The sequence below is a fragment of the Streptomyces sp. NPDC001851 genome (genome assembly GCF_040297165.1).
GTDB lineage: Bacteria > Actinomycetota > Actinomycetes > Streptomycetales > Streptomycetaceae > Streptomyces.
This window is the reverse complement of record NZ_JBEOYR010000014.1, coordinates 1-25836: the sequence shown is the minus strand read 5'-3', so window position 1 is coordinate 25836 and position 25836 is coordinate 1. Positions and strand designations below refer to the sequence as shown.

Below are 25836 nucleotides of genomic sequence, written 5' to 3'. Positions count from 1 at the left end.
GACCGGAACTGTCCTGGTCATGCCCTAGCGTGCCTGTCATGACTTCGGAGACCACTTCCGCACCCGCGTTCCGCTACGCCGCCGTCACCTTCGACTGCGCCGACCCCGCCGAAATGGCGCGCTTCTACGGCGAGTTGCTCGGCATGTCGGTCCTCTTCTCCACCGATGACTTCGTCCTGCTCGGCAAGGAGGGAGCGACCGGCCTCGGCTTCAACCGTCTCGCCGACTACCGCCCGCCCACCTGGCCGGACCCGGCACAGGAGAAGCAGGCGCACATCGAGCTGGGCGTCGACGACCTCGACGTCGCCGAGAAGCGGCTGCTCGCACTGGGCGCCGCCAAGCCCGGGTTCCAGCCCGGTGGGGAGCGATGGCGGGTACTGCTGGATCCCGCCGGGCACCCGTTCTGCATCACGACCCTGGTGTGAGGCCGGACGGCCCCGGTCAGCTGCTGATGAGGGGTTCCCGGACCTGCTCCCGCTGTGAGCGCCGGCCCCGGCGGCCGCCGCGTGGCGCCCGTTGCGGCCAGAACAGCACGTACGCCGCCGAGCCGATCCCGAAGGCGAGGCGGATGAACCCCTGGGCGTCGTCCGACGGGACCAGCAGGGCGCTGCCGTAGAGGGAGATCAGCGCGATCCAGCTCACCCACGGCACCAGGCGGCGTTGGCCTATCGAGTCCCACAGGAGGGTGCCGAGGAGGACCGAGGCGTTGTAGTACGTGTACACGCTGGGATCGAGCAGGATGCGGGCGTCGGCGGCCAGGAACACGACCGCCGGCCAGCGGTCCCGGCGTACCGCGAGTGCGCCCAGCGCCATGCCCAGGGCCATCTGGGCGGGGCGGTCCCACCACGGCGTCACGGGGGCGTTCACGCCGAACCAGCGCAGTGAGGACGCCGGTTGGTTGGGGATGGTGAAGCGGGCCGCCTGCAGGGTGTCCAGGTGGGTCAGGTAGAAGGGGAGCCAGGCGACCGCCACCAGGGCGACGGCCCAGGCCGCCGAGCGCAGGCGGTGCGGGCGGGGCAGGGCCAGGAGCAGCGGCAGGAAACCGACCGCCCAGGGTTTGGAGTCGACCGCCAGCGCCAGGAACACACCCATCGCCGTCGCGTTGCCGCGCACCAGTGCGCGGACCGCGAGGGTGGTGAAGAACAGGGCCAGGACGTCGTCGAGGTGGGCGAAGCGGACCGAGACCTCGACCCACATGGGGATGAAGGCGGCGCCGGCGATCAGGACGCGCTGCTGGAGGCGTTTGTGGTTGAGGCCGGTGCCCCGGTTGTGGTCGGCGGCGGCCCGGCCGATCAGGACCAGCATGTACAGGCCGAGGCCGGACATGAACGCGTCGGCCAGTTTCTCGCCGACGTCGGCGGGGAAGGGTGCGAAGAGGCCGGCCACCGCGAAGCTGACGGGGCCGATCTGCAGTTCGGGGTGGTTGGCGTAGAGGGCGAGGCCGCCGCCCGACCGCTGGCCGAAGAGGAGTTGCTGGCCGTCGGTCAGGTAGTGCCAGGACACGGCGGCATGGCGTTCGGCCACGAGGAACCAGACGGCCGTCCACAGGGTGAGCAGCACGATGTGCCATCGCACCGGGTAACGCCCGATCCGCACGTTCCGTCCTTCCCTCACCTGTCAGCCCGTCAGCCCCTCGGTCCGTCACCCGCCCCATCACAGCACCACCTGGTAAGAGAGACTTCGGCGGGCGCCGGTTCATCGGTAAGGCCGGTCAACGGCGTTGTCAGTGGCGGGCTTTACAGTCACGGGCATGGCGACTCTTCCCAATCCGCTGCCCACACTGGCCACCGACCCCAGCGGGCGTTCCCTCGGGCTTCAACTGCCGCCCGGCAGGCTCGTCGACATGTCCTACGACGGCTTCTGGCACGAACCTCTGCTGTGGTACGCGGAGAAGGCGGCCACGCCGGGCACCTGGAAGGCCCTGGGCGCGTCGGCCGCCCGCGCCGGTCTGCTGCCGGTGCTCGTGGACGCCGGCGGCTCCGGGGACGGCGTGGAGGGCTGGGTGCTGCTGCCCGGCGAGACGTCGTACCCGGGCGATCACGACGCCGAGGACGTCCTCGCGGAGTACTGGGAGGAGGAGACCGAGGACGGTGACATCGACGAGGAGATCGAGCCGTTCGGGAGCGAGTGGCCCGGTCTCGCCCCCGCCCCCGCCCTCTCCGCCGACCCGGACACCCGCGCCGCGCAGATCGCCGACGCGCTGGGCGGGGACCGGGAGTCGGGCGTCGAGGAGGCGCATCTCGCCCTGGTCCCGGCCCGCCGGTCCGCCGACATCCCGGCGGCGATCGGCTGGACCGGCCCGGTGAACTACGAGGCCGACGTGGCCCGGATGTGCGCGGTGCTGCGCTCCTGGGAGGACCGCTTCGGCATACGGGTCGTGGCCCTCGGTCTGGACACCCTCGTCGTGTCCGTCGCCGCCCCGCCGGCCACGCGGGAGGAGGCCGAGGCGGTGGCGGCGGAGCACTTCGCGTTCTGCCCGGACAACGTCCTCCAGGGCGAGCGGGACACCCTCCGCGCGTACGCGAAGGACCTGGTCGGACAGCCCGTCTGGACGTTCTGGTGGGACTGACCCCGGGCGCGGCCGGCCTTAGCCCCTGAGTCCTTCCCGGACCCGGTGAGGCCCCGGAACTACCGCAGCTTCTGTGCCGCCTCGGTCGCCCAGTAGGTGAGGATGTTCCGCGCGCCGGCGCGCTTGATGCCGGTCAGGGTCTCCAGGATGGCCCGGTCGCGGTCGACCCAGCCCTTCTCGGCGGCGGCCTCGATCATCGAGTACTCGCCGGAGATCTGGTAGGCGGCGACCGGTACGTCCACGGCGTCGGCGACCCGGGCCAGGATGTCGAGGTAGGGGCCGGCCGGCTTGACCATCACCATGTCCGCGCCCTCGGCGAGGTCCAGCTCCAGCTCCCGCAGGGACTCGCGCCAGTTGGCGGGGTCCTGCTGGTAGGTCTTGCGGTCGCCCTGGAGCGAGGAGGCGACGGCCTCGCGGAAGGGGCCGTAGAAGGCGGAGGAGTACTTGGCGGTGTAGGCGAGGATCGCCACGTCCTCGCGGCCGATCTGGTCCAGCGCATCGCGGATGACGCCGATCTGGCCGTCCATCATCCCGCTGGGGCCGACGACATGCGCACCGGCGTCGGCCTGCACCTGGGCCATCTCGGCGTACCGCTCCAGGGTCGCGTCGTTGTCGACGCGGCCCTCGGCGTCCAGCACGCCGCAGTGTCCGTGGTCGGTGGTCTCGTCCAGGCACAGGTCGGACATGACGAGCAGGTCGTCGCCGACCTCGGCGCGGACGTCGCGGAGGGCGACCTGCAGAATCCCGTCCGGATCGGTCCCGGCCGTGCCCTGCGCGTCCTTCTTCCCCTCCTCCGGCACGCCGAACAGCATGATCCCGGAGATCCCGGCCGCCACGGCCTCCGCCGCCGCCTTCTTCAGGCTGTCGCGGGTGTGCTGCACGACACCGGGCATGGCGGCGATCGGCACGGGCTCGCTCACGCCCTCCCGGACGAACGCCGGAAGGATGAAGTCGGCCGGGTGCAGCCGCGTCTCGGCGACCATGCGGCGCATGACGGGCGAGGTCCGCAGCCGCCGGGGACGGGTACCGGGAAAGGATCCGTACTTCGTCATGCCTTCTACGCTACGCCCGCCGCGCCCCCGCCTTTGCCGACGCCCTGTCGGTCCGACAAGGGGGGCCGCAGGGCTCATAGGCGACCCGCGGACAGCCCGTTCACGCCCTTCACGGGCATAGCGGCGGGCGCATACGAAGTCTTTGCGCTCCCCTGGGCATCCCTGGATCCTCCGGCCTCCCCAGCGTTCTACGCGCCTGGTGTCATGCACGCGCCACCCCTCCTCGCCCGTGAACCCAGGAGTCACGCATGCTGCGGAAGGTCCTCACCCGCGCGGCCATCGCCCTGACCGCCGGAGCCGCCGTCGTCGCCACGGCCGTCCCCGCCAACGCCGCGAGCTACTCGGCGTTCGCCTTCTCCCAGACCGGCAGCCAGCCCACGATCTACGACTTCATCAACTCGGCCACCAGCACGCTCGACATGACCATGTACGAGCTGGAGGACACCACGGCCGTCAACGACCTCATAGCCCTGAAGAACAAGGGCGTCACGGTCCGCGTCATCCTCGACCGCCAGCACCAGAGCGCCGACGGCTCGGCGTACACGGCCCTGAAGAACGCGGGCATCGGCGTGGTCTGGTCGTCCTCCGCCTACGTCTACACCCATCAGAAGACGATCACCGTCGACGGCACGAAGTCCCTGGTCCTGACCGGCAACCTGACCTCCCAGTACTACACGACCAGCCGCGACTACGGCGTCTTCACCGACGACACGCGCGACGTCGCCGCCATCGAGAAGGTCTTCAACGCCGACTACACGGCGACCTCCGTCACCCCCACCGACGGCGACCACCTGCTGTGGTCCCCCACCGACTCCCGCAACCGCCTGGTGTCCTTCATCAACTCCGCGACCAAGAGCCTGGACGTGGAGGAGCTGGAGTTCAGCGACAGCACGGTGGTCAACGCGATCGTGGCCCGCGCCAAGGCCGGCGTGAAGGTCCGCGTGGTCCTGGAGAATCCTTCCAGCTACTCCTCCCAGGTCTCCGCCGTCAAGGCCGCCGGCGGCACGGTCGTCGGCTACTCCGACCCCAACGGCTTCTACATCCACGCCAAGGCCATGGTCGCCGACTACGGCCTGTCCACCCAGGAGGTCGAGGCCGGCTCCATGAACATCAGCAGCAACTCCCTGAGCAACAACCGGGAACTCGGCATCATCCTCACCGGCACGGGCGTGGCCCAGCCGGTGGCCCAGACGATCGAGACGACGTTCGGCAGCGACTACGCGGGCGGTACGGCGGCCTGACCGAACAGCGGCCGACGGATCATCCTCCGCCGAACTCCGTGAGCACACGGTCGGCGAGCCGGCCCCGGTCGCTGTCGCGCGGCATACGGGAGCGGAACTCCTCCAAACGGCGGACCACGCCGAGCGGAACATGCTCCGCTCCCGTCTCCTCCACCCCTCTGCCGACCGCCCGCAGCCCCCAGTACTGGTTGAAGGCGATCGGTTCAGCGGTCACCACCTCGACCAGCGTGCCCAGTCGCTCCGGCTCGGGCAGCGCGTACAGGCGCGCGTAGGCCGCGAGCCGCAGCCCGGCGTCCTGCGAGCGCAGCATCGCCTCCGCGTCGAAGTCGCGCACTCGCTGGGTCGCCCGTACCAGGCGGGCGAAGATCTGATCCATCCGGTGGGTCCGCGCCGGACCGCTGCGCAGTTCGTCGCGCACCTTCACGTAGTCGGCCGCCAGTTCCCGGACCGCGTCAGACGCGGCTGTGCCGTCCACGCCGCCGCCCGGTCCATCACCGACGAGAGCCGCGTTCGCCGTCCGCTGGGCCGCCTCCAGCTGGCGCTGCATGTCCTGGAACTCGATCCTCCCCAAGCCCGGCACGTCGATGCTGCGGACCAGATCCCCGAGCCACGGCATCGCCGCCACCGCGAGCAGCGCGGCCGTGACACCGTCGATCTTCAGCCCAGGTGCCAGGACATGCAGCACAGCGGCCGCAAACCCGAAGCATGTCAACGCCACCGCGGCAGCCCGCCGTCGCAACCAGCGGGCCGCACGTCGTCGTTCTCCCCCACCCATGCCGGTCAGCATCGCAGACACGCGATGACGAAGAAGGGGAACGGCTCCCCTGTGAGAGGTGGCTTGCGCAAGGCCCACGGGCCGGTGCGGCAGGCTCATGCGACGCGTACGCCTCCGCTCGGCACCCTCCGGTCAGTACGGCAGTCGCGGCAGCGGCCGCCGGGGTGTGGGGCACGGAAGGCCCGCTCGCAGCCGTCGCAGTTCTGGAGGGGGGGCGGGCCGGCAGGTGGCCCCGACCATCCTCTCGATGGGCGGCGAGACCGCGGGGCGCGCGGGGAGCGGTACGGGCAGCAGCTCATCGAGGCGGTAGGCGATCAGCTTCGCCGGGTTCTTCACCTCGGCAGGGAGGCCAGCGGTCAGCGCGTGGTGGACCACGGCCGCTGTCGCCCCGCTGTCGAACCAGGCGGCGACAGCCGGTACGAGCTGGTCCACGTCGCGGCGGGAGAGGAGGAGCCGATTGTCGGTGCGGCGTAAACCTGCGAGGAGCGTTACGGCCTTGTCGTGATGCGGACCGCCACAGACGGGCTCGGGGCTCTGCATCTTCGCCGGGTTCGGCGGGTTCGGCGTTGCGGACGCCCCTGAGACGACGGAGGCTCGGTCGTCCTCCTCGGGCGCTGCCAGTACGTTCGTACCTGCCATGGGCCGACGGTCGCGGGTACGGGTCTTCGCGGGGCGCCCGGCCACACGAAGGGGCGCGGTGGAACCTGTGGCGGGGGTGTGGTGGACGTACGTCCGCGTCACCAGGCGGCCCGACTCCGTGTGCTCGCGGACCCGCGCCAGATAGCCGTGCGCCTCCAGCTCGCGCAGCGCGGACGCGATCCGGTCTCGCCCCTCGGGGAAGCGGTCCGCGAGACTGCGGATGTCGACGGGGGTGCCCTCGGGCACCGACAGGATGTGGGTCGCGAGTCCGATGGCGGTCAGGGACAGCTCGCGGTGCTGGGCGAGGTGGTTGCCGACGACCACGTAGTGTCCGGACTGGTACGTGCGTACGTGGGTGACACCGGAGTGGGTGGTGGATCGCCGAACACCATGAATCAGGCGCGGGGCAGGGTTAGGCTTCTTCTCAGCCATGGGGAAGGTCTCTTCTTCCTCGTTGGTCAGGCCCTCGCACTGGGATTGCCGTCCCGGCGGGGGCCGATGCATGTGGGGACTTGTGGCGTGGTGAGGCGCATATGCCTCGGGGTGAGACTGCACGCCCGAGGCGCCGACGCGCCAGCCAGATCAACCGCATTCACCCGCCCGGGTGACCTACGCGGGGTTTGGTTTGGTTGGTTGGTTTTTTCCCGGGGTTCTTAGGTCTTTTACGGCCCGCAGCCCCGGCCGCGGAGCCACCGCGTCACGCATTCCCCGGCTCCGGTGCGAGGTCCGCCGATGGCCCGGCCGTATCGATTTCGGCCCACACCGTCTTGCACGGCACCGGCCCCTGCCGCACACCCCAGCGGTCCGCCAACTCCTCGATCAGCAGCAGTCCGTAGCCGGACTCGGCCGACCCCGGGGCGACGGTCCGCGGAACGGGCAGCGCTTCACCACGCGTATCGGTGACCTCGATACGCAGAACCCCCTCGGCCGTCACTGCGAGAGTCAGCCGGAAGCTCCGCCCGAGCACCCTGCCGTGCAGCGCGGCGTTCGCCGTCAACTCGGCGACGATCAGCCGGGCGGGGTCCAACGGCATCCCCCAGGAGCGCAATTGCTCGGTTGCGAGCAGGCGGCCGAGGCGGGCGCCGCGCCGGGTCGAGGAAAGCGGCACGCAGAACTGGCGCGCCGGGGTGCGGAGGGTGGAGATTTGCTCGTTCACGTCACTCAGCGTGTCCACGCGTGCTTAGCCTGTGAAGAAGGGCGGCCCGTGCGGACGGGGGCTGTCCGTGCGGTGTCCGGTTGCGTCCGGGCCGTACGGGGTGAGTGGTGACGGGAGGACGGCTTACGTGAGCGACTGGGATGCGGGGCTGGAGGACGACGAGGCCGGGGCGGTGATGCGGACGGTCTCACGGCAGCTGAAGTTGTGGCGGGAGGCGGCCAACCTCACCCAGGCGGAGTTCGGGACGGCCATCGGGTACGGGGAGGAGCTGGTTTCCTCGGTGGAGCGGGGGCGGCGGATTCCGCGGCCGGAGTACCTGGATGCGGCGGACGAGGCGTTGGACGCAGGCGGGAAGATCGCCGCGTTCAAGCAGGATGTGGCAGAGGTTCGGTACCCGAAGAAGGTGCGGGATCTGAAGAAACTGGAGGCGGATGCGGTCGAGCTGTGCGCGTACAACAACTCCGTCGTCCATGGGTTGTTGCAGACGAAGGAGTACGCGCAGGCAGTCTTCAGCGCTCGTCGGCCACCCTTCACCGCAGAAGAGCTGGACCAGCGATTGGCGGCCCGAGTCGCACGTCAGGAGATCGTCAACGGGACCGTGGCCCGTCCCGTCTTCAGCTTCGTCCAGTGCGAGTCGACACTGCGTCGGCCCATCGGCGGCAGGACGGTCATGCGAGCGCAGATGGAACGCCTGTTGGCTCTCGCCGAGTTCCGCAACGTCGACCTCCAGGTACTGCCGCTCGGGCGTGAGCAGAACTCAGGCCTTGCCGGGTCGTTCAGGTTGCTCAGGCTGAAGGACGGCACCACCGTCGGGCACGTAGAGGTGCAGCACATCAGCCGAGTGATCGTCGACCCGAAAGAGGTGCAGCTCCTCGATATGCGTTATGGGATCATCCGGGCACAGGCTCTCGACCCACGGGAGTCGACGGCCCTCATCGAGAAAGTGCTGGGAGAGACATGAAGCTGGAGTGGATAAAGAGCAGCTACAGCACGGACGAGGGCCCCGACTGCGTAGAGGTGGCCACCCCCGACGAGACCCACGTCCTCGTCCGCGACTCCAAGAACCCCACCGGCCCCCGCCTCGCCCTCACCCCCACCGCGTGGGCGACCTTCCTGCCGTACGCCGCTGACCACTGAGCGTGCGGGTGCCCCGGACAGGGCACCCGCCACACCTCACGTCGTAGACCGCCGCCTACGCGCCCCCGGCCGCCGCTCACTGGGCCGCGTCACCGGGTCCCCCGCCTCCAGCGCGGCGGCGCGACGCTTCAGGCCGAAGTCGGCCAGCGCCTCCGCCAGCTTGTGCACGGACGGCTCGGGCGCCATGACGTCCACCCGCAGCCCGTGCTCCTCGGCGGTCTTCGCCGTGGCCGGGCCGATGCAGGCGATCACCGTCACGTTGTGCGGCTTGCCCGCGATGCCGACCAGGTTGCGGACCGTGGACGACGACGTGAAGAGCACCGCGTCGAAGCCGCCGCCCTTGATCGCCTCACGTGTCTCCGCCGGCGGCGGCGAGGCCCGCACGGTCCGGTAGGCCGTGACGTCGTCGACCTCCCAGCCCAGCTCGATCAGACCGGCCACCAGGGTCTCCGTGGCGATGTCCGCCCGGGGCAGGAAGACACGGTCGATCGGGTCGAACACCGGGTCGTACGGCGGCCAGTCCTCCAGCAGGCCGGCCGCCGACTGCTCCCCGCTCGGCACCAGGTCCGGCTTCACGCCGAAGGCGACCAGCGCCTTGGCCGTCTGCTCGCCGACCGCGGCCACCTTGATGCCCGCGAAGGCACGCGCGTCGAGGCCGTACTCCTCGAACTTCTCCCGTACCGCCTTCACCGCGTTGACCGACGTGAAGGCGATCCACTCGTAGCGGCCGGTGACCAGGCCCTTGACGGCACGTTCCATCTGCTGGGGAGTGCGAGGCGGTTCGACCGCGATCGTCGGGACCTCGTGCGGCACCGCGCCGTAGGAGCGCAACTGGTCGGAGAGCGACGCCGCCTGCTCCTTCGTGCGCGGCACGAGCACCTTCCAGCCGAACAGCGGCTTGGACTCGAACCACGACAGCTCGTCGCGCCGGGCGACGGCGCTGCGCTCGCCGACCACGGCTATGACCGGCCGGCCGCCGTCGGGGGACGGCAGCACCTTCGCCTGCTTCAGGGTCTGCGCGATGGTGCCGAGCGTCGCGGTCCAGGTGCGCTGGCGGGTCGTCGTACCGGCGATCGTCACCGTCAGCGGGGTGTCCGGCTTGCGGCCCGCCGTCACCAGCTCGCCCGCCGCGGCGGCGACCGAGTCCAGGGTCGTGGAGACGACGACCGTGCCGTCCGAGGCGCCGACCTCCGTCCAGCACCGGTCCGAGGCCGTACGGGCGTCCACGAACCGGACGTCCGCGCCGTCGGCGTCGCGCAGCGGCACACCGGCGTACGCGGGCACACCGACCGCCGCCGCCACGCCGGGCACGACCTCGAAGGGCACCCCGGCGGCGGCGCAGGCGAGCATTTCCTCGGCCGCGTACGTATCAAGTCCCGGGTCCCCGGACACCGCACGGACGACCCGCCTGCCGCCCCGCGCAGCCTCCATGACAAGATGAGCGGCATCCCGGGCAGCAGCCGGGACAGCGGCGGTTGTTGACGTGCCGTCAACGACCGTCAGCTGGGGCGTGCCCGGCGGCGAGACCGGAGAAGGGTCTGCGTCCGTCTGCACGACGGAGACGCCCTGTCGGGCGTGCGTCCGGATGACGTCGAGCACCTCGTGCTCGGCGACCAGGACGTCCGCGTTCGACAGCGCCTCCACGGCGCGCAGAGTCAGCAGTCCCGGATCTCCGGGTCCGGCACCGAGGAAGGTGACGTGCCCGTGTTCAGGACCGGCGGCAGGAAGGGCGGTGGGGCTCAATGTGCTCGCTCCCCCATCAGACCGGCCGCGCCCTGGGCAAGCATCTCGGTGGCGAGTTCGCGACCGAGCGCCAGCGCTTGGTCGTGCGTCTCGGGCACGGGACCGGTGGTGGACAGCTGCACCATGCGGGTGCCGTCGGTCGTGCCGACGACGCCGCGCAGGCGCATTTCCTTGACAATCTGCCCGTCGGCCAGCAGGTCGGCCAGCGCGCCCACAGGGGCGCTGCAGCCGGCCTCCAGGGCGGCGAGCAGTGACCGTTCGGCGGTCACGGCGGCCCGTGTGAACGGGTCGTCGAGCTCGCCGAGCGCCGCGATCAGGTCCGCGTGGTCCGCGGCACACTCGATCGCCAGGGCCCCCTGGCCGGGGGCGGGCAAAACCGTGTCGACCGACAGGAAGTCGGTCACCTCGTCGATCCGGCCGATCCGGTTCAGTCCGGCGGCGGCCAGCACGACCGCGTCGAGTTCGCCGTCGCGGACGTACCGGATGCGGGTGTCGACGTTGCCGCGTATCGGGACCGTCTCTATGTCCAGTCCGTGGGCGCGGGCGTACGCGTTCAGCTGCGCCATGCGGCGCGGCGAGCCGGTGCCGATGCGGGCGCCCCGGGGAAGGTCGGTGAACTTCAGCGCGTCCCGCGCGACGATCACGTCCCGCGGGTCCTCGCGCACCGGGATGGCGGCCAGGACCAGCTCCTCGGGCTGCCCGGTGGGCAGGTCCTTGAGCGAATGAACCGCGAAGTCGACCTCGCCCTTGAGCAGCGCGTCGCGCAGCGCCGTGACGAACACGCCGGTGCCGCCGATCTGCGCCAGGTGCTCGCGCGAGACATCGCCGTACGTGGTGATCTCGACCAGCTCGACGGGCCGTCCGGTCACCTGGCGGACGGCCTCCGCCACCTGCCCGGACTGGGCCATGGCGAGCTTGCTCCGCCTCGTCCCCAGTCTCAAAGCCTTGTCACTCATGCCGGTCGGTCCTTCTTGTCCGTGCTGTCCCCGGCCCGGGAGACGGAGGCGACCGTCTCGGGGTCGAGGTCGAAGAGGGTGCGCAGCGCGTCCGCGTACCCGGCGCCGCCGGGCTCGGCCGCGAGCTGCTTGACCCGTACGGTCGGCGCGTGCAGCAGCTTGTCGACGACCCGGTGCACCGCTTGGCGGATCTCGCCGCGCTGGCGTTCGTCCAGGTCGGGCAGGCGGCCGTCGAGGCGCGCGATCTCACTGGCGACGACGTCGGCGGCCATGGTGCGCAGCGCGACCACGGTCGGCGTGATGTGCGCCGCCCGCTGTGCCGCGCCGAAGGCCGCGACCTCGTCGGAGACGATACGCCGGACCAGGTCCACATCGGCCGCCATCGGCGCGTCGGCGGACGCTTCCGCCAGCGACTCGATGTCGACCAGCCGTACCCCGGCCAGCCGGTGCACGGCCGCGTCGATGTCGCGGGGCATGGCCAGGTCGAGCAGGAAGAGGGAGGGCGCCGGACGCTCGGCGACCGGCTCGGGCTTGCGCCGCTCGGGGACCCGGCCCATCGTCGCGACGGTCGCGGCGAGCGCGGTGATCAGCTCGGCGTCCGTCTCGGGTGTACGGCGGTCCCGGCGGTCCACCGTGCCGCCCGCCACCCAGGCCGCGTGCTGCTCCAGGGTGGCCGCGTCCATGCCCGCGACGGCGGCCTCACCCATGACGGAGAAGCCGGGCTGTACGGCGGCCAGGTCCAGCGGGCAGTTCTCGTCGGTGCCGACGCCGGCGGGCGGCAGCGGGGCGGCCGACCTGACGGCCCTCTCGGGCTTCGCGGCCGTGAAACCGGCGACGGGGGCGCCGGTGCGGGCCTCGACCGCCTGGGCGACCGCCTCCGCCGTGAGCACCAGGCCCGTCGCCCCGGTGCAGGAGACGATGACGTCGGCACGTGTCAGCTCGCCCGGTATGGCGTCCATCGGCACCGCGCGGGCCGTCACCGCGTTGTCGTCGGCCTCGGTCAGGATCTGCGCGAGCCGCTCGGCGCGCTCGAAGGTGCGGTTGGCGACGACGACCTCGGCGACCCCGGCCCGCGCGAGCGTGGCCGCGGCCAGCGAGGACATCGACCCGGCGCCGATGACCAGTGCCCTCTTGCCGTCGGCCCACGCGGGCACCGGGGCGGCGACGGCCAGCTGCTCCAGGCCGAAGGTGACCAGGGACTGGCCGGCGCGGTCGATACCGGTCTCGGAGTGGGCGCGCTTGCCCACCCGCAGGGCCTGCTGGAACAGGTCGTTCAGCAGGCGTCCGGCGGTGTGCAGCTCCTGCGCCCTGGCCAGCGCGTCCTTGATCTGCCCGAGGATCTGGCCCTCGCCGACGACCATCGAGTCCAGGCCGCAGGCCACCGAGAACAGGTGGTGGACGGCCCGGTCCTCGTAGTGGACGTAGAGATAGGGGGTCAGTTCCTCCAGGCCGACACCGCTGTGCTGGGCGAGCAGCGTGGACAGCTCGGCGACACCGGCGTGGAACTTGTCCACGTCGGCGTACAGCTCGATGCGGTTGCAGGTGGCGAGCACCGCGGCCTCGGTGGCCGGCTCGGCGGCGACCGTGTCCTGCAGCAGCTTGGTCTGGGCGTCCGCGCTCAGCGCGGCCCGCTCCAGCACGCTGACCGGCGCGCTGCGGTGGCTCAGCCCGACGACGAGGAGGCTCATGCCGGCATCACGGCGGGTACGTCCCCGTCGGGCCCCTGGTCGGCGGAAGCGTCGGAGGTCACGCCGCGGGGAGCGGTGGCGGGCAGCGCGCCGTCGCCCGCGGCGGTCTCCTCGCCGGCCTTGCGCTGCTCGTGGAAGGCGAGGATCTGGAGTTCGATCGAGAGGTCGACCTTGCGCACGTCGACGCCGTCCGGGACGGACAGCACAGTCGGCGCGAAGTTCAGGATGGAGGTGACCCCGGCGGCCACGAGCCGGTCGCAGACCTGCTGGGCGGCACCGGCGGGGGTCGCGATCACGCCGATCGAGACGCCGTTGTCCTTGATGATCTTCTCTAGGTCGTCCGTGTGCTGGACGGGGATGCCGGCGACCGGCTTTCCGGCCATTGCGGGGTCGGCGTCGATGAGGGCCGCGACCCGGAAACCACGGGAGGCGAACCCGCCGTAGTTGGCCAGGGCGGCGCCGAGGTTGCCGATACCGACGATGACAACCGGCCAGTCCTGGGTCAGGCCGAGTTCACGGGAGATCTGGTAGACGAGATACTCCACGTCGTAGCCGACACCGCGCGTTCCGTAGGAGCCCAGGTACGAGAAGTCCTTGCGCAGCTTGGCGGAGTTGACCCCCGCCGCCGCGGCCAGTTCCTCGGAGGAGACCGTGGGTACCGAGCGCTCCGACAGCGCGGTCAGGGCTCGGAGGTACAGCGGAAGCCTGGCGACGGTGGCCTCGGGGATCCCTCGGCTACGGGTCGCCGGTCGGTGTGTTCGGCCAGTTGCCACGGTGCTCCTGCGGGTAGAGCGGGGCTGCGGGCGGTCATACGTCCCCAGACCGCCCCGTCGACAGCAGGCTATGTCTTTGTGAACGCGTGCACAAAGATGGTGTCCGATTTGCCCGGCAGAAGTGACCGGGGTCACGCAACCGGGGCGCCCTCGTCGGGAACCGGCACATACGCACCGACGTTCCTTCGTTACTGGGGGCAAAACCGCACACTCTCCTCACGAATCCCGCCCCCGAGATCGAACCACCGTCGATCCTAAGCGACTTTCCGGGCCGGTTTGTACTAGTCGGTCAGTGCGCGGCGCAGCCGCTCCTCGTTCACACGCCAGAAGGTGTGCTGTTCACCGTCGACCAGTACGACCGGGATCTGCTCCCAGTACCGGTCGTGCAGCGCGCGGTCCTCGGTGATGTCCTTCTGCTCCCAGGACACGCCGAGTTCGCCGCAGACCTTGGCGACGACGAGTTCCGCGTCGTCGCACAGATGACAGCCGGGCTTGCGGATCAGCGTGACGAGCCGCTCGCGGGGGCCGGCCTTGCGCCGGAAAAGGGGACTCATACCGGCCATTCTCCCGCGGCTGCTTAACGGCCCGGTCGCGGAGAGTTCACACGCTTCCAACCTCTCGCCTGGCGGACGCACCGAACAAACTGGCTATGCTCACGTCATGGCCGCTCTCGGATGGCTCACCCCTCGTAGGCGCTCCGCCACGGCGCGCAGCGTGTTGGCAGGCGAGGCCTCGGCGGAGGCTGCCCGCAAGTCCTCCCAGGAAGCGCAGGAAGCTCCGCAGGCCGCCGAGGAGGAACCCGGCTTCCCGGTGATCGGCGACGACAAGGCGGCCGCCTTCTTCGACCTCGACAACACCGTCATGCAGGGCGCCGCGCTGTTCCACTTCGGCCGGGGCCTGTACAAGCGGAAGTTCTTCGAGACCCGTGACCTGGCCAGGTTCGCCTGGCAGCAGGCGTGGTTCCGGCTGGCCGGCGTGGAGGACCCCGAGCACATGCAGGACGCCCGGGACTCGGCGCTGTCGATCGTCAAGGGCCACCGCGTCGCCGAACTCGCGTCGATCGGCGAGGAGATCTACGACGAGTACATGGCCGACCGCATCTGGCCCGGCACCCGCGCCCTGGCCCAGGCCCACCTGGACGCCGGGCAGAAGGTGTGGCTGGTCACGGCGGCCCCGGTGGAGATCGCGACGGTGATCGCCCGCCGCCTGGGACTCACGGGCGCCCTCGGCACGGTGGCCGAGTCGGTGGACGGCGTCTACACCGGCAAGCTGGTCGGCGAACCCCTGCACGGCCCCGCGAAGGCCGAGGCGGTCCGCGCCCTGGCCGCGGCGGAGGGCCTGGACCTCTCCCGCTGCGCGGCCTACAGCGACAGCCACAACGACATCCCGATGCTGTCCCTGGTCGGCCACCCCTACGCCATCAACCCCGACGCCAAGCTGCGCAGGCACGCCCGCGAGAAGGACTGGCGCCTGCGCGACTACCGCACGGGGCGGAAGGCGGCGAAGGTGGGCATCCCGGCGGCGGCCGGGGTCGGCGCGGTCGCCGGCGGCACCGCGGCGGCGATCGCTCTGAGCCGCCGGCGCCGATAGCTCCGCCGGGGGCGGCTCCGCCACACCCCCGCGGGGCGCTTCACGCGCACGGATTATGCCGCGGCCATTTCAACACGCCCCGTACCTTACCGAAACCGGCCGCTTTTCGATCAACAAGCGGTCAAACTGCGGCACTTGATAGGGCGTCAATCGATAACAGAAGCGACGCAATCGATGATTTGAGCAACTCGGTGTAGCAGTGCCTGCACGAAGCGTTATTCTCCTCAGACGCAAACCGGTACCCCTCCGTCGCTACGACGGGTGAACGGTCCCGCACTGCACGTGATGGAAGCTCTGCCTCTGGGAGTCCCGTGTACCCACACGTCGGGGTTGACGCCTCGGGCCTGGCTACGCTGCGCGCAACAGTCGCAACGGTCAAAGAGACGCTGCGCGGCCTCGTCCCCACCGCGTACGCCGTCCCCGCCTTCGCCGCCGCCGCGCCCGTCGGCCCGTGCTACGCACTGGCCGACGGCAGCGCCGCGGTCGGCAGACGAGGGCGCTCCGCCGGCGCCGCCAGCACCACCGCCCGCCGCCCGGCCGCCGACAGCGACAGCGCCCGGATGATGGACCTGGTCGAGCGCGCACAGGCGGGCGAGGCCGAGGCCTTCGGCCGGCTGTACGACCAGTACAGCGACACGGTGTACCGGTACATCTACTACCGCGTCGGCGGCCGGGCCACCGCCGAGGACCTCACCAGCGAGACCTTTCTGCGGGCCCTCAGGAGGATCGGCACCTTCACCTGGCAGGGCCGGGACTTCGGCGCCTGGCTGGTGACGATCGCCCGGAACCTCGTCGCCGACCACTTCAAGTCCAGCCGCTTCCGGCTGGAGGTCACCACCGGCGAGATGCTCGACGCCAACGAGGTCGAGCGCTCCCCGGAGGACTCCGTCCTGGAGTCCCTGTCGAACGCCGCGCTGCTCGACGCCGTACGCCGGCTCAACCCGCAGCAGCAGGAGTGCGTGACGCTCCGCTTCCTGCAGGGCCTCTCCGTCGCCGAGACCGCCCGCGTCATGGGCAAGAACGAGGGCGCCATCAAGACCCTCCAGTACCGCGCCGTACGCACCCTGGCCCGGCTTCTGCCGGACGACGCGCGCTGAGCCGCAGCCCCCCGCACCCCGACACCCACCGCGACGCCCAACTGACTTTCCGTGAAAGCCGGTTGTCTTTCCGATCCGGTCATCCGCCGTCCGTAACCCAAGTGCCGCGCCAGTCGTTGTGCGGGATACAGGCTCCCTGTGGTCACGTCTTGGCCGACCCTGATCACTCGATCGTGTGGAAGTGGTCGCGACGTGCAACCCTCAGGACCCCCTGGGGAGTCGACCGTCATGACGAGAGGAGGTGCCGCCAGTGATCGCGAACGTATCGGCCCACCGGCGGGCGAGCGCCTTCGCCCAGGCCCTGGAGGAGCAGTCCGACCGGGACACGGCGGCCGAGCAGTCCGTAACCCCGGCGGGATGCCCGCCGACCGCCGAGGAACAGAGCGAGCAGGGCGAGTTGCTGGCCCTCGCGGCGGACCTCGGCGCGCTGCCCAGGCCGCAGCTCGACCCCGAGGTCAAGGTCGTGCAGCGCGCCCAGCTGGTGGCCGCGATGGAGGCCATGCTCCAGGAGGGCACCGGGGCGGCGGACACGTCGGTACCCAGACAGAAAGGCGCGCACCGGGCGAGCCCCCTGGGCAAACTCCGCCCGCGTTCCCGGCTGACCAAGGGGCTCGCCGCGGGCGGGCTCAGCGTCGGCGTGGCCGCCGGGGCCTTCGGCGGAGTCGCCGCCGCGAGCTCCGACGCCCTGCCCGGCGACTCGCTGTACGGCCTCAAACGCGGCATCGAGGACTTCAAGCTCAACTACATGACCACGGGTGACGACCAGCGTGGCCAGACCTACCTCGACCAGGCCTCCACCCGGCTCAGCGAGGCCCGCCGGCTGATGGAGCGCGGCCGCGGCGGCCGGCTCGACCACGAGTCCATCGGTGAGATCCGCCGCACGCTCTCCGGCATGCAGCACGACGTGACGGAGGGCCATCGCCTGCTCCACGAGGCCTACGAGGCCGATCCCGGCTCGCTCGGTCCGATGCAGGCCCTGTCCGCGTTCTCCCGCTCGCACCGCGAGGCCTGGAGCGCGCTCAGCGACAAGCTGCCCGTGCAGCTCGGTGACGTCAAAGAGCAGGTGTCGTCGGTGTTCGACGCCATAGACCAAGAGGTCGCCCCGCTGCAGTCCCTGCTCCCGCAGCCGCCCGCCCCCGGCAGCGACGGCACGCGGCAGGGCTCCGGCTCGGCGACCACCGGCGGTGCCTCCGGCAGTCACCGGTCGACCCCGCCCAGCTCCTCCGGCCACACCCCGTCCGCGGGCAAGCACGGGAGCACCAACGCCCCGAGCGGCTCGGCCACCGGGAACGGCGGCGAGGGTCTCATCGGCGGCAACACGGGCGGCCTGCTGGAACCACCGAGGCTCGGCCCCGGCAGCAGCGCACCGTCCACCAGCAAACCCCCGACGACCGCACCGGACGTCACCCTCCCCCCGCTCCTCCCGGGCCTCCTGCCCGGCCTGGGAATCGAGGGCGAGGAAACGCACTAGTCCCCGTACGGCTACGACGATGGGGGCGCCCTCTCCGAGCAGGGCGCCCCCATCGTCGTACCGGAACCCCGGAACCCCGGAACCCCCGGGACCTCGGAACCCCGTCAGAAGAACACCGACCGCCGCTGCACCAACAGCTTGTACAGCGTGTGCTGGATCTGCTCCCGTACCTGGTCCGTCAGGTTGAACATCAGCATCGGGTCCTCGGCCGCCTCCGGCGGATAACCGTCCGTCGGGATCGGCTCGCCGAACTGGATGGTCCACTTCGTCGGCAACGGGACCGCGCCGAGCGGGCCGAGCCAGGGGAACGTCGGAGTCAGCGGGAAGTAGGGGAAGCCCAGCAGCCGCGCCAGCGTCTTGGCGTTACCGATCATCGGGTAGATCTCCTCCGCCCCGACGATCGAGCAGGGGATGATCGGCGCGCCCTGGCGCAGCGCGGTCGACACGAAACCGCCGCGGCCGAACCGCTGGAGCTTGTACCGCTCGCTGAAAGGTTTCCCGATGCCCTTGAAGCCCTCCGGCATCACCCCGACCAGCTCACCCTGCGCCAGCAGCCGCTCCGCGTCCTCCGCGCACGCCAGGGTGTGCCCCAGCTTGCGGGCCAGCTCGTTGACCACCGGCAGCACGAAGACCAAGTCGGCCGCCAGCAGCCGTAGATGACGGTCGGCCGGATGGTGGTCGTGCACCGCGACCTGCATCATCAGCCCGTCCAGCGGCAGTGTCCCGGAGTGGTTGGCGACGATCAGGGCCCCGCCCTTCGCCGGGATGTTCTCGATGCCCTTCACCTCGACCCGGAAGTACTTCTCGTACACCGGACGCAGCAGCGACATCAGGACCTGGTCGGTCAGCTCCTCGTCGTAACCGAAGTCGTCGACGTCGTAGTCCCCGGTCAGCCGGCGCCGCAGAAAGGCCAGCCCGGCCGCCACGCGCCGTTCCAGGCCGCCGTCCCGCCCTCCGGCACCCGAGGGCGCCGGCGGCTCCTCCGCACGGCTCACAGGCCCCTCTTCCCGCGCCCGGGCCCGGCCCGGCAGGGGCTGGACCTCGCCCATCTCCCCGGCCCCGGCCTCGCCGAGGGGGCCGCGCCGGCCGCCCGCGCCGCGGCGCCGCGCCGGGCGCTGTACGGCGCTCCCACGGGACCGGTCGTCGTCGAACGGAATGACCTTGGCGTCCGCCATCGTTGCCGCTCCTCAGTTGGCGCTGTGCGTAGTGGGCCGGCCGCCGCCCCTCGCGGCCAGCGCGGCGATCCGGTCGACGGCCCCCGCGAGGGCCTCCGGCGGGACCAGCCCGGGCCCCTGGCCGCGTGCGAAGTCCGCGAAGGTCTCCGCCGTCGTGTACCTGGGCGTGAAGCCCAGCGTCTCGCGCATCTGGACCGTGTCCACCACCCGCCCGTGGGTGAGCAGCCGGATCTGCTCCGGCGAGAAGTCCGTCATACCGAGCGTACGCACCAGCGAACCCGCCCAGGTGACCGCGGGCAGCAGCAGCGGCACGGTCGGCCGCCCGAGCCGCCGGGAGCACTGCGACAGCAGCAGCACGCCGTCCCCGGCGATGTTGAAGGTGCCGCTGTTGAGGGTGCCCCGGCGCGGCTCGTGCGAGGCGATCCGCAGCACCTCGATGACGTCGTCCTCGTGCACGAACTGCAGCCGCGGGTCGTAGCCGAACACGGTCGGCAGGACGGGCAGCGAGAAGTAGGAGGCGAGCGGGGTGTCCGCGGCCGGCCCGAGGATGTTGGCGAACCGCAGCACGCACACGGCGACGTCCGGCCGCCGCCGGGCGAACCCGCGCACATACCCCTCGACCTCGACCGTGTCCTTCGCGAAGCCGCCGCTGGGCAGCGACTTCGGCGGGGTCGTCTCGGTGAACACGGCCGGATCACGCGGCGCCGACCCGTACACGTTCGTGCTGGACTTGATCACCAGCCGCTTCACGGCCGGTGACTTCTGGCAGGCGCCGAGCAGCTGCATGGTGCCGATGACGTTGGTCTCCTTGACCGTGGCCCGGCTGCCGCTGCCCAGCGCCGTGCCCGTCACATCCATGTGGACGACCGTGTCGGCGCCCGTCTCCGCGAGCACCCGGGCGATCGTCGGCTGCCGGATGTCGGCCTGGATGAAGTCCGCCCCGCCCAGATGGTGCGCCGGCGGCACCGCGTCCACGGCGATCACCCGGTCGACCTCGGGATCCCGCTGGATCCGCCGTACGAAGCGGCCGCCCAGTTGCCGGGCCACTCCAGTGACGAGCACGACCTTCCCCAAGATCAGCGCCTTCCTTCGTACTGATGCGTACGGTCAACCTAGCGGGTTGACGTTGCGCTGTGATGACCGCCCGATGCACCAAGTGACGGAAATTCACTCATCGGCACTTCCGGGGGCCAGGAAATATCTGTGGCCTCCCACCAGTGCTGATGGGAGGCCACAGATACACGCTGACACGCTCTCGCGCGTCGCTTACTTCTTGTTGCGACGCTGAACGCGCGTGCGCTTGAGCAGCTTGCGGTGCTTCTTCTTGGCCATCCGCTTGCGCCGCTTCTTGATAACAGAGCCCACGACTACCCTCGCTCACTTCTCATCACTCGGTTGTTTGGGCGCCATGGGCCCACACGACCTACGAGGGGCTAGCCTACCCAACCGAGCGCCAAGGTCGTAATCGAGGGGGACCGTCAGGCTGTCTCCACCCCCACATAGCTGTCACGGAGGTACTCGTGTACCGCTTGTTCCGGGACGCGGAAGGACCGCCCGACCCGGATCGCGGGCAGATGACCGCTGTGCACCAGCCGGTACACGGTCATCTTCGACACTCGCATCACCGAGGCGACCTCCGCCACGGTAAGGAACTGAACCTCGTTCAGAGGCCTCTCGCCAGCTGCAGCCATGACACACCTGAACCTTCCGCACTCGACGGCCACCGGCTTCCCCTTCCGGTGACTCTTCGTCGTTGCGTGCTCACTCCCCAATGTAGGGGCGGGTGATGCAAGTGGGGAAGAGGTGCACCCATCGCAGGCCTACTGTGACAGACACGCTCGTTTGAGTACGTAGCGGGTGAGCGGCCGGTAGTGATCAGACGGCACCGCGTCATCAACCGGAACGACGACGGACACGCGCCCCTCCGCCTCCCCCACGAACAGCGCCGGATCGTCGGTGTCGGCCAGACCGATGGCCTCGAACCCCAGCTGACCTGCACCGCAAACCCACCCGTGATCCCCTACGACCAACTCGGGCAGCGGCCCTCCGCCTTCCGCCGCGGCCTCCAGCGCGACCCGAACCGGCAGCGGCGAATGGCAGTGCACGCCCGGCTCACAACCGGGGCGCCCGCCGACGCTTTCCCGCACCAACCCGACACCCCGTGCGTAGTCGACCGCACGCGTACGTAGACCGAACCGGGTCAATATGTCGACACAGCGACCCTGCGCGGGGGTGAGCACGTCACACCCCGCCGCCGAGAGCGCGTCCGCCAAACCGGCGTAGAACCCGAGCAGCCGCTGCGGATGCCCGGTCCCGAACAGCACGGGCGCACCCCGCCTGGCCGCCTCCCCGATCCGCCCCGCGAAGGCGTCCAGCGCGGCCAGCGTCCGCTCAGGATCGATCACATCCGGACCGGACGTGTGCCGAGGATCGGCCGAGACCCCGCACTTCTCCGCCATGAGTTCCAGCACGTCCCGCTGCCCCCAGGCACCCTCGGGATCGATCCCGATCAGCACCCGCGGATCCCGGGCAGCGAACAGCCGGTAACTCCGCAGACTGTCCTCCCGAGAGGTGCCGACCTCCCCGGCAAGCCGGACAGCCAGCAGATGCGCACGCAGAGCTCCGCCGGTCACCACGGATGCGATGGTGACGCACGCGCGAGGGGCCGAGGGCCGGAACGGCGGAAGTGCGCACGGTTGGCCTAACGGGCCACGGCCGGCCCACCGGGCGCCGTGCCACGCTCGGCCCCACCGGGAGCCGTGGCCGGTTCAGGCAAGAAGCCCCCGCAACGGAAACACCGCCCGACGCGTGGCCCGTACGGCCTGGTCCAGGCGATCGGCGGGGTCGTACCCCGACTCCCACGACGCCCAACTCACCGGCCACCGCCCATCGGTCATGCGCTGCGGCCCCAACTGCCGGGTCAGGGCGTACACGTCCTGCCGCCAGTCCTCGGGAATCACCGTCTCCGGCGCCAGGGGCCTCCCCGCAGCGATCGCGACCAGGTGCGTCCACGAACGCGGCACGACATCCACCACCGCGTACCCGCCCCCGCCGAGCGCGACCCACTTGCCCCCGGCGTACTCGTGCGCCAGCTCATGGCACGCCATCTGCACAGCCCGCTGCGCGTCCAGCGACACGGCGAGATGCGCCAGCGGATCCTCGAAGTGCGTATCGGCCCCGTGCTGCGACACCAGCACCTGCGGCCGGAACTCCGCCAGCAGCTCCGGCACCACCGCGTGAAACGCCCGCACCCAGCCCGCGTCCCCGGTCCCCGCCGGCAGCGCCACGTTCACCGCGGCCCCCTCCCCCGCCCCGGCCCCGGTCTCCTCCGGCCACCCTGTCCCCGGGAACAACATGCGGGGATGCTCGTGCAGCGAGATCGTCAGCACCCGCGGATCCTCCCAGAACGCCGCCTGCACCCCGTCCCCGTGATGCACGTCGACGTCCACGTACGCCACCCGCTCGGCCCCCAGCTCCAGCAGCCGGGCGATGGCCAGCGACGCGTCGTTGTACACACAGAACCCCGAGGCGCCCCCGGGCATCGCGTGGTGCAGCCCGCCCGCGAAGTTCACCGCGTGCTCCGCGTCCCCCCGCCACACCGCCTCCGCCGCCCCGACCGACTGCCCGGCGATCAACGCCGACACCTCGTGCATCCCCGCGAACGCGGGATCATCCAGGGTCCCGAGCCCGTACGACCCGTCGGCCCCCGCCGGATCGGCCGACGCGGCCTTCACCGCCTCGATGTAGTCCTCCCGGTGGACCAGCCGCAACGTCGACTCCCCGGCGGGCCTGGCCGCGACGACCTCCACCTCCCGGTCGAGCCCGAAGGCACCCACCAGTTTCCGGGTCAGTGCCAGCCGGACCGGATCCATCGGATGGTCCGGGCCGAAGTCATAGCCCGTTACTGCCTCGTCCCACATCAGCTGTGCGCGGCCGCTCATGCCCGCCACCGTATCGGTCCGGTTGAGCAGCGAACGACCTGGCGTACACCAGCGTCACCAGCACCAACACCATCGGCACGAGCATGGCCCCGCGATAGCTCCACGCATCGCCCAGCGCCCCCACCAACGGCGAACCGACCAGGAACCCCACGTAATTGAAAATGTTCAGCCGCGCGACGGCCGCGTCCGAAGCCCCCGGACCGTGATGTTCGAAAGCGAGCCGCCCCGCCGCCGCGAACGTCTGCGGTACCAGCACGCACAGCCCCAGACCCAACAGCGTGAACCCCAGCATCCCGGCCCACGCCCCGGGCGCCGCGGCCACCACCGCGAACCCACCGGCCGCCACCAGCGTCCCCAGCCGTACGACCGGCACGGCCCCGAACCGCCGCACCCCGAAGTCCCCGATGGCCCGCCCCAGCAGCGTGGTCACCATGTACACGTTGTACGGCACGGTCGCCAGCTGCTCGGAACTCCCCAGCACATCCTTCAGGTACTTCGCGCTCCAGTTGGAGACCGTCGAGTCCCCGATGTAGGCGAAGGTCATCACCAGACACAACGGCAGCAGCAGCTTGAAGACGACACCCCCGCCGCCCCGCCCCTGTTCCTCCCCCAGGGTCCCCGGCTCCCCGTCGACGTACCACCGGCTCCCCACGAACGTCGCCGGCAGCAGCACGGCCACCACCGGCAGATACGACACCCACAGCGCGAGATGCCAGTGCGCCCCGACCCACGCCAGCGAGGCACCGAGGATCCCGCCCAGGCTGTACGCGGCATGGAAGCTGAGCATGATGCTGCGCCCGTACGACCGCTGCAGGCTCACCCCGAGCATGTTCATGGAGGCGTCCAACGCCCCCACCGCCAGCCCGAACGCCCCGAGCGCCACCGCCAGCTCCGCGATCCCCCCGCCCGCCCCCGCACCGAGCAGCGCCAGCAGCACCAGCGGCTGGGACCAGCGCAGCAGCCGGCTGGGCCGTACCCGCTTCACCAGCTGCTCGGTGGTCACACTGCCGACACCGGCGAGGACCGGTACGGCGGCCAGGAAGGCCGGCAGCAGCGCGTCGGAGATGCCGTACCGGTGCTGGATGGCCGGAATGCGCGTCACCAGCAGTGCGAAGGTCGCGCCCTGGGCGAAGAAGCCGAACGCCAGCGAGGCCCTGCCGCGCCGCAGCACATCAGTCATGGCGGCGAGCGTAGGGCCCCGGACTACCTGTGGGTAGATCCAGCCAAAGATGAATTTCCTTCAGCTTCTCCACCCCGCGGATCAGGCGACGACGGCCATCCCGGCGGGCTGCCCGGCCTGCTCCGCCTCGGCGGCGAGCATCTTCTCCATCGGCTCGATGGCCAGTCCACCGCCGACGACCATGCCGATCCCGATCGCGCCGAGCACGAAGACCGTGCCGAGCCAGACCATGGTGTCCACCGGGATGGTGTAGGCGCCCACGATCCGCGCGGCGCACTCGGCCAGCAGCGCCAGGCCCCAGACGACGGAGTAGGCCCGCTCCTTGCGCAGGAACTCCGCGGACCGGGCCGCCACCCCCGACGTCAGCCGGGACCAGGCGGCCTCCTTGGCCGCGTCTCCCTTGACCAGGAAGGGCTTCAGGCCCGCGGTCATCATCGGCCTGCCCAGCCGCACGGAGAGCAGGATCCCGATCCCGACGGTGCTGCTGACCACGCCGTCCTTGGCGAGCATCAGCCGCGGGTCACCGGAGACGAAGGTCAGCAGCAGCGAGACGAGGTTGACGGCCAGGATCAGCCCGGCGAGTCCGTTCGCCTTCCGCTCCTTCACCAGGCCCCACACGGTCCGCACCGCCGGCACCACGCTGCTCCAGGCGAGCGCGGTGAACGTGCTCATCCCGAAGGCGTCCTTGAAGAGGTAGTACGAGCCGAGCGGCACCCCCACATCCAGGATCAGCGGCATGAAGTTGTCCAGCACGCTCGGGCTCTGCTTCTGCCGCTCGGTCCGGCCCTGGGCCCCCGTGTTGTTCGTCATGCCCTCAGCTTCGCCGCAGCGGGGGGTCCGCCAGTAGAAACGATCGTCCGGACGTCCGCGTGACAATTGTCAGACTGGACCGATGGTTCAGGTCATACCAGCAGGTCGGCCAACTCACCCATGGCCGAGAAAAGTTGATCGGCACCCGCCAGCTTCGCGGCCGGCGTCATCGCGGTGAACCCGAAGACATCCATCCCTGCCGCCACGGCCGCCTGCACGCCCAGCGGAGAGTCCTCTATGACCAGGCACCGTTCCGGAGCCGCGCCCATCCGCTCTGCCGCGTACAGGAACAGATCGGGCGCCGGCTTGCCCCGTCCCACGTCCTCGGAGCTGAAGACGCGCTCCTCCGCGAACCACCGGTCGAGCCCGGTCGTCCGATGCCCGACGCGGATCCGCGCATGACTCCCGGAGGAGGCCACGCAGTACGGCACCCCGTCCGCGGCCAGCTTCTCCAGTACGCCCTCGACGCCGGCCACCGGCTCCAACTCCCGCTCGAACGCGGCGAACACCCGCCCATGGAAGACGTCGTCGAAGTCATCGGGCAGCCGCTGCCCGGTCCGCTCCAGCACCAGTTCATGGATCCGGTGCATGGCCGATCCCATGTAGTCCCGGATGGAGTCCTCGTACGTCGTCGGGTGCCCGAGCTCGGTCAGATAGGCGGCCAGGTGCCGATTGGAGATCGGCTCACTGTCGACGAGGACACCGTCGTTGTCGAAGATGACAAGGTCATAGCGCATGGAGCGATCCTAAATGCAGAAAGGCCCACGCCATACGGCGTGGGCCTTTCCCAAGAATTGTTCGGCGGCGTCCTACTCTCCCACAGGGTCCCCCCTGCAGTACCAT

General features: G+C 70.7%; 27 protein-coding genes. 8 read left to right on the top strand and 19 right to left on the bottom strand.

The genetic code is table 11. The features are described 5' to 3' along the window. Nucleotides 1–38 precede the first annotated feature (38 nt). Nucleotides 39–425, top strand: coding sequence for a VOC family protein (locus tag ABT171_RS21430; RefSeq protein WP_351246073.1), 387 nt, complete (start codon nt 39–41; stop codon nt 423–425). Between the two features lie 16 nt (nt 426–441). Here the strand turns inward: ABT171_RS21430 and ABT171_RS21425 are convergent, their stop codons facing one another. Then, nucleotides 442–1596 (bottom strand): hypothetical protein, encoded by a 1155-nt coding sequence (locus ABT171_RS21425; RefSeq protein WP_351246071.1) that lies wholly within the window; start codon nt 1594–1596, stop codon nt 442–444. Between the two features lie 154 nt (nt 1597–1750). On the opposite strand from ABT171_RS21425, the gene ABT171_RS21420 reads away from it, so the two are divergent. Beyond that, nucleotides 1751–2569, top strand: a complete 819-nt coding sequence (locus ABT171_RS21420; RefSeq protein ID WP_351246069.1) for a DUF4253 domain-containing protein — start codon at nt 1751–1753, stop codon at nt 2567–2569. Between the two features lie 59 nt (nt 2570–2628). On the opposite strand, the gene hemB is transcribed toward ABT171_RS21420, so the two are convergent. After that, a complete protein-coding gene (hemB, locus tag ABT171_RS21415) occupies nt 2629–3621 on the bottom strand; it encodes a porphobilinogen synthase (protein ID WP_351246067.1) in 993 nt (330 codons plus the stop codon). Nucleotides 3622–3869: 248 nt separating this feature from the next. Here hemB and ABT171_RS21410 point away from each other — a divergent pair, with 248 nt between their 5' ends. Further along, nucleotides 3870–4862, top strand: coding sequence for a phospholipase D-like domain-containing protein (locus ABT171_RS21410; protein WP_351246065.1), 993 nt, complete (start codon nt 3870–3872; stop codon nt 4860–4862). 19 nt (nt 4863–4881) lie between these two features. On the opposite strand, the gene ABT171_RS21405 is transcribed toward ABT171_RS21410, so the two are convergent. From ABT171_RS21405 to ABT171_RS21395, 3 genes are all read right to left on the bottom strand, one after another. Beyond that, nucleotides 4882–5547, bottom strand: coding sequence for a hypothetical protein (locus tag ABT171_RS21405; protein WP_351246063.1), 666 nt, complete (start codon nt 5545–5547; stop codon nt 4882–4884). Nucleotides 5548–5769: 222 nt separating this feature from the next. Then, entirely contained in the window at nt 5770–6708 is a 939-nt protein-coding gene (locus tag ABT171_RS21400) for a helix-turn-helix domain-containing protein (protein ID WP_351246061.1), read from the bottom strand. 265 nt (nt 6709–6973) lie between these two features. Then, a complete protein-coding gene (locus tag ABT171_RS21395) occupies nt 6974–7450 on the bottom strand; it encodes an ATP-binding protein (RefSeq protein ID WP_351246059.1) in 477 nt (158 codons plus the stop codon). 109 nt (nt 7451–7559) lie between these two features. On the opposite strand from ABT171_RS21395, the gene ABT171_RS21390 reads away from it, so the two are divergent. Next, nucleotides 7560–8393 carry a helix-turn-helix domain-containing protein gene (locus tag ABT171_RS21390; protein ID WP_351246460.1) on the top strand — a complete coding sequence of 278 codons (834 nt, stop codon included), beginning with the start codon at nt 7560–7562 and terminating at the stop codon, nt 8391–8393. After that, nucleotides 8390–8569 carry a DUF397 domain-containing protein gene (locus ABT171_RS21385; RefSeq protein WP_351246057.1) on the top strand — a complete coding sequence of 60 codons (180 nt, stop codon included), beginning with the start codon at nt 8390–8392 and terminating at the stop codon, nt 8567–8569. Before ABT171_RS21390 ends, ABT171_RS21385 begins: the two co-directional genes overlap by 4 nt. A gap of 36 nt (nt 8570–8605) precedes the next feature. Here the strand turns inward: ABT171_RS21385 and ABT171_RS21380 are convergent, their stop codons facing one another. The 5 genes from ABT171_RS21380 to ABT171_RS21360 form a co-directional block, all read right to left on the bottom strand. Continuing rightward, nucleotides 8606–10312, bottom strand: coding sequence for a bifunctional uroporphyrinogen-III C-methyltransferase/uroporphyrinogen-III synthase (locus ABT171_RS21380; protein WP_351246055.1), 1707 nt, complete (start codon nt 10310–10312; stop codon nt 8606–8608). Beyond that, nucleotides 10309–11268 carry a hydroxymethylbilane synthase gene (gene hemC, locus ABT171_RS21375; protein ID WP_351246053.1) on the bottom strand — a complete coding sequence of 320 codons (960 nt, stop codon included), beginning with the start codon at nt 11266–11268 and terminating at the stop codon, nt 10309–10311. The genes ABT171_RS21380 and hemC overlap by 4 nt, the downstream gene beginning before the upstream one ends. Then, complete coding sequence (locus ABT171_RS21370) at nt 11265–12956, bottom strand: glutamyl-tRNA reductase (RefSeq protein WP_351246051.1); 1692 nt, start codon at nt 12954–12956, stop codon at nt 11265–11267. Before ABT171_RS21370 ends, hemC begins: the two co-directional genes overlap by 4 nt. Beyond that, nucleotides 12953–13729: a redox-sensing transcriptional repressor Rex gene (locus tag ABT171_RS21365; RefSeq protein ID WP_351246049.1), complete on the bottom strand. Its 777-nt coding sequence runs from the start codon at nt 13727–13729 to the stop codon at nt 12953–12955. The genes ABT171_RS21370 and ABT171_RS21365 overlap by 4 nt, the downstream gene beginning before the upstream one ends. Before the next feature lie 281 nt (nt 13730–14010). Beyond that, on the bottom strand, nt 14011–14292 hold the full coding sequence (locus tag ABT171_RS21360; protein WP_351246047.1) for a glutaredoxin family protein: 282 nt from the start codon (nt 14290–14292) through the stop codon (nt 14011–14013). Nucleotides 14293–14389: 97 nt separating this feature from the next. Here ABT171_RS21360 and ABT171_RS21355 point away from each other — a divergent pair, with 97 nt between their 5' ends. The 3 genes from ABT171_RS21355 to ABT171_RS21345 all read left to right on the top strand — a co-directional run bounded on the left by ABT171_RS21355 (nt 14390) and on the right by ABT171_RS21345 (nt 17887). Continuing rightward, complete coding sequence (locus ABT171_RS21355) at nt 14390–15319, top strand: HAD family hydrolase (RefSeq protein ID WP_351246045.1); 930 nt, start codon at nt 14390–14392, stop codon at nt 15317–15319. A gap of 311 nt (nt 15320–15630) precedes the next feature. Then, complete coding sequence (locus tag ABT171_RS21350) at nt 15631–16416, top strand: ECF subfamily RNA polymerase sigma factor, BldN family (protein WP_351246043.1); 786 nt, start codon at nt 15631–15633, stop codon at nt 16414–16416. A 250-nt stretch (nt 16417–16666) separates the two neighbouring features. Continuing rightward, nucleotides 16667–17887, top strand: coding sequence for a DUF5667 domain-containing protein (locus ABT171_RS21345; RefSeq protein ID WP_351246041.1), 1221 nt, complete (start codon nt 16667–16669; stop codon nt 17885–17887). A gap of 104 nt (nt 17888–17991) precedes the next feature. Here the strand turns inward: ABT171_RS21345 and ABT171_RS21340 are convergent, their stop codons facing one another. The 9 genes from ABT171_RS21340 to ABT171_RS21300 all read right to left on the bottom strand — a co-directional run bounded on the left by ABT171_RS21340 (nt 17992) and on the right by ABT171_RS21300 (nt 25730). Then, nucleotides 17992–19062 carry a lysophospholipid acyltransferase family protein gene (locus tag ABT171_RS21340; RefSeq protein WP_351246039.1) on the bottom strand — a complete coding sequence of 357 codons (1071 nt, stop codon included), beginning with the start codon at nt 19060–19062 and terminating at the stop codon, nt 17992–17994. 12 nt (nt 19063–19074) lie between these two features. Next, a complete protein-coding gene (locus ABT171_RS21335; protein WP_351246037.1) occupies nt 19075–20136 on the bottom strand; it encodes an NAD-dependent epimerase/dehydratase family protein in 1062 nt (353 codons plus the stop codon). A gap of 192 nt (nt 20137–20328) precedes the next feature. Next, nucleotides 20329–20427, bottom strand: a complete 99-nt coding sequence (locus ABT171_RS21330) for a 30S ribosomal protein bS22 (protein ID WP_003948845.1) — start codon at nt 20425–20427, stop codon at nt 20329–20331. A 113-nt stretch (nt 20428–20540) separates the two neighbouring features. Next, nucleotides 20541–20753 (bottom strand): helix-turn-helix domain-containing protein, encoded by a 213-nt coding sequence (locus ABT171_RS21325; protein ID WP_121791081.1) that lies wholly within the window; start codon nt 20751–20753, stop codon nt 20541–20543. A gap of 129 nt (nt 20754–20882) precedes the next feature. Next, nucleotides 20883–21698, bottom strand: coding sequence for a phosphatase (locus tag ABT171_RS21320; protein WP_351246035.1), 816 nt, complete (start codon nt 21696–21698; stop codon nt 20883–20885). Nucleotides 21699–21830: 132 nt separating this feature from the next. Beyond that, on the bottom strand, nt 21831–23003 hold the full coding sequence (locus ABT171_RS21315) for an acetoin utilization protein AcuC (RefSeq protein ID WP_351246033.1): 1173 nt from the start codon (nt 23001–23003) through the stop codon (nt 21831–21833). Then, nucleotides 22954–24183 (bottom strand): MFS transporter, encoded by a 1230-nt coding sequence (locus ABT171_RS21310; protein ID WP_351246031.1) that lies wholly within the window; start codon nt 24181–24183, stop codon nt 22954–22956. The genes ABT171_RS21315 and ABT171_RS21310 overlap by 50 nt, the downstream gene beginning before the upstream one ends. Before the next feature lie 81 nt (nt 24184–24264). Then, nucleotides 24265–24993, bottom strand: a complete 729-nt coding sequence (locus ABT171_RS21305; protein ID WP_351246029.1) for a VC0807 family protein — start codon at nt 24991–24993, stop codon at nt 24265–24267. Between the two features lie 92 nt (nt 24994–25085). Beyond that, nucleotides 25086–25730, bottom strand: coding sequence for an HAD family hydrolase (locus ABT171_RS21300; RefSeq protein WP_351246027.1), 645 nt, complete (start codon nt 25728–25730; stop codon nt 25086–25088). Between the last annotated feature and the right edge of the window lie 106 nt (nt 25731–25836).

What these genes read in the sequence shown, in the direction of transcription:
- ABT171_RS21430 (WP_351246073.1), top strand. Translation starts at nt 39, where the DNA reads ATGACTTCGGAGACCACTTCCGCACCCGCGTTCCGCTACGCCGCCGTC.
- ABT171_RS21420 (WP_351246069.1), top strand. Translation starts at nt 1,751, where the DNA reads ATGGCGACTCTTCCCAATCCGCTGCCCACACTGGCCACCGACCCCAGC.
- hemB (WP_351246067.1), bottom strand. Translation starts at nt 3,621, where the DNA reads ATGACGAAGTACGGATCCTTTCCCGGTACCCGTCCCCGGCGGCTGCGG.
- ABT171_RS21410 (WP_351246065.1), top strand. Translation starts at nt 3,870, where the DNA reads ATGCTGCGGAAGGTCCTCACCCGCGCGGCCATCGCCCTGACCGCCGGA.
- ABT171_RS21400 (WP_351246061.1), bottom strand. Translation starts at nt 6,708, where the DNA reads ATGGCTGAGAAGAAGCCTAACCCTGCCCCGCGCCTGATTCATGGTGTT.
- ABT171_RS21385 (WP_351246057.1), top strand. Translation starts at nt 8,390, where the DNA reads ATGAAGCTGGAGTGGATAAAGAGCAGCTACAGCACGGACGAGGGCCCC.
- hemC (WP_351246053.1), bottom strand. Translation starts at nt 11,268, where the DNA reads ATGAGTGACAAGGCTTTGAGACTGGGGACGAGGCGGAGCAAGCTCGCC.
- ABT171_RS21370 (WP_351246051.1), bottom strand. Translation starts at nt 12,956, where the DNA reads ATGAGCCTCCTCGTCGTCGGGCTGAGCCACCGCAGCGCGCCGGTCAGC.
- ABT171_RS21360 (WP_351246047.1), bottom strand. Translation starts at nt 14,292, where the DNA reads ATGGCCGGTATGAGTCCCCTTTTCCGGCGCAAGGCCGGCCCCCGCGAG.
- ABT171_RS21355 (WP_351246045.1), top strand. Translation starts at nt 14,390, where the DNA reads ATGGCCGCTCTCGGATGGCTCACCCCTCGTAGGCGCTCCGCCACGGCG.
- ABT171_RS21340 (WP_351246039.1), bottom strand. Translation starts at nt 19,062, where the DNA reads ATGGCGGACGCCAAGGTCATTCCGTTCGACGACGACCGGTCCCGTGGG.
- ABT171_RS21325 (WP_121791081.1), bottom strand. Translation starts at nt 20,753, where the DNA reads ATGGCTGCAGCTGGCGAGAGGCCTCTGAACGAGGTTCAGTTCCTTACC.
- ABT171_RS21315 (WP_351246033.1), bottom strand. Translation starts at nt 23,003, where the DNA reads ATGAGCGGCCGCGCACAGCTGATGTGGGACGAGGCAGTAACGGGCTAT.
- ABT171_RS21310 (WP_351246031.1), bottom strand. Translation starts at nt 24,183, where the DNA reads ATGACTGATGTGCTGCGGCGCGGCAGGGCCTCGCTGGCGTTCGGCTTC.
- ABT171_RS21305 (WP_351246029.1), bottom strand. Translation starts at nt 24,993, where the DNA reads ATGACGAACAACACGGGGGCCCAGGGCCGGACCGAGCGGCAGAAGCAG.
- ABT171_RS21300 (WP_351246027.1), bottom strand. Translation starts at nt 25,730, where the DNA reads ATGCGCTATGACCTTGTCATCTTCGACAACGACGGTGTCCTCGTCGAC.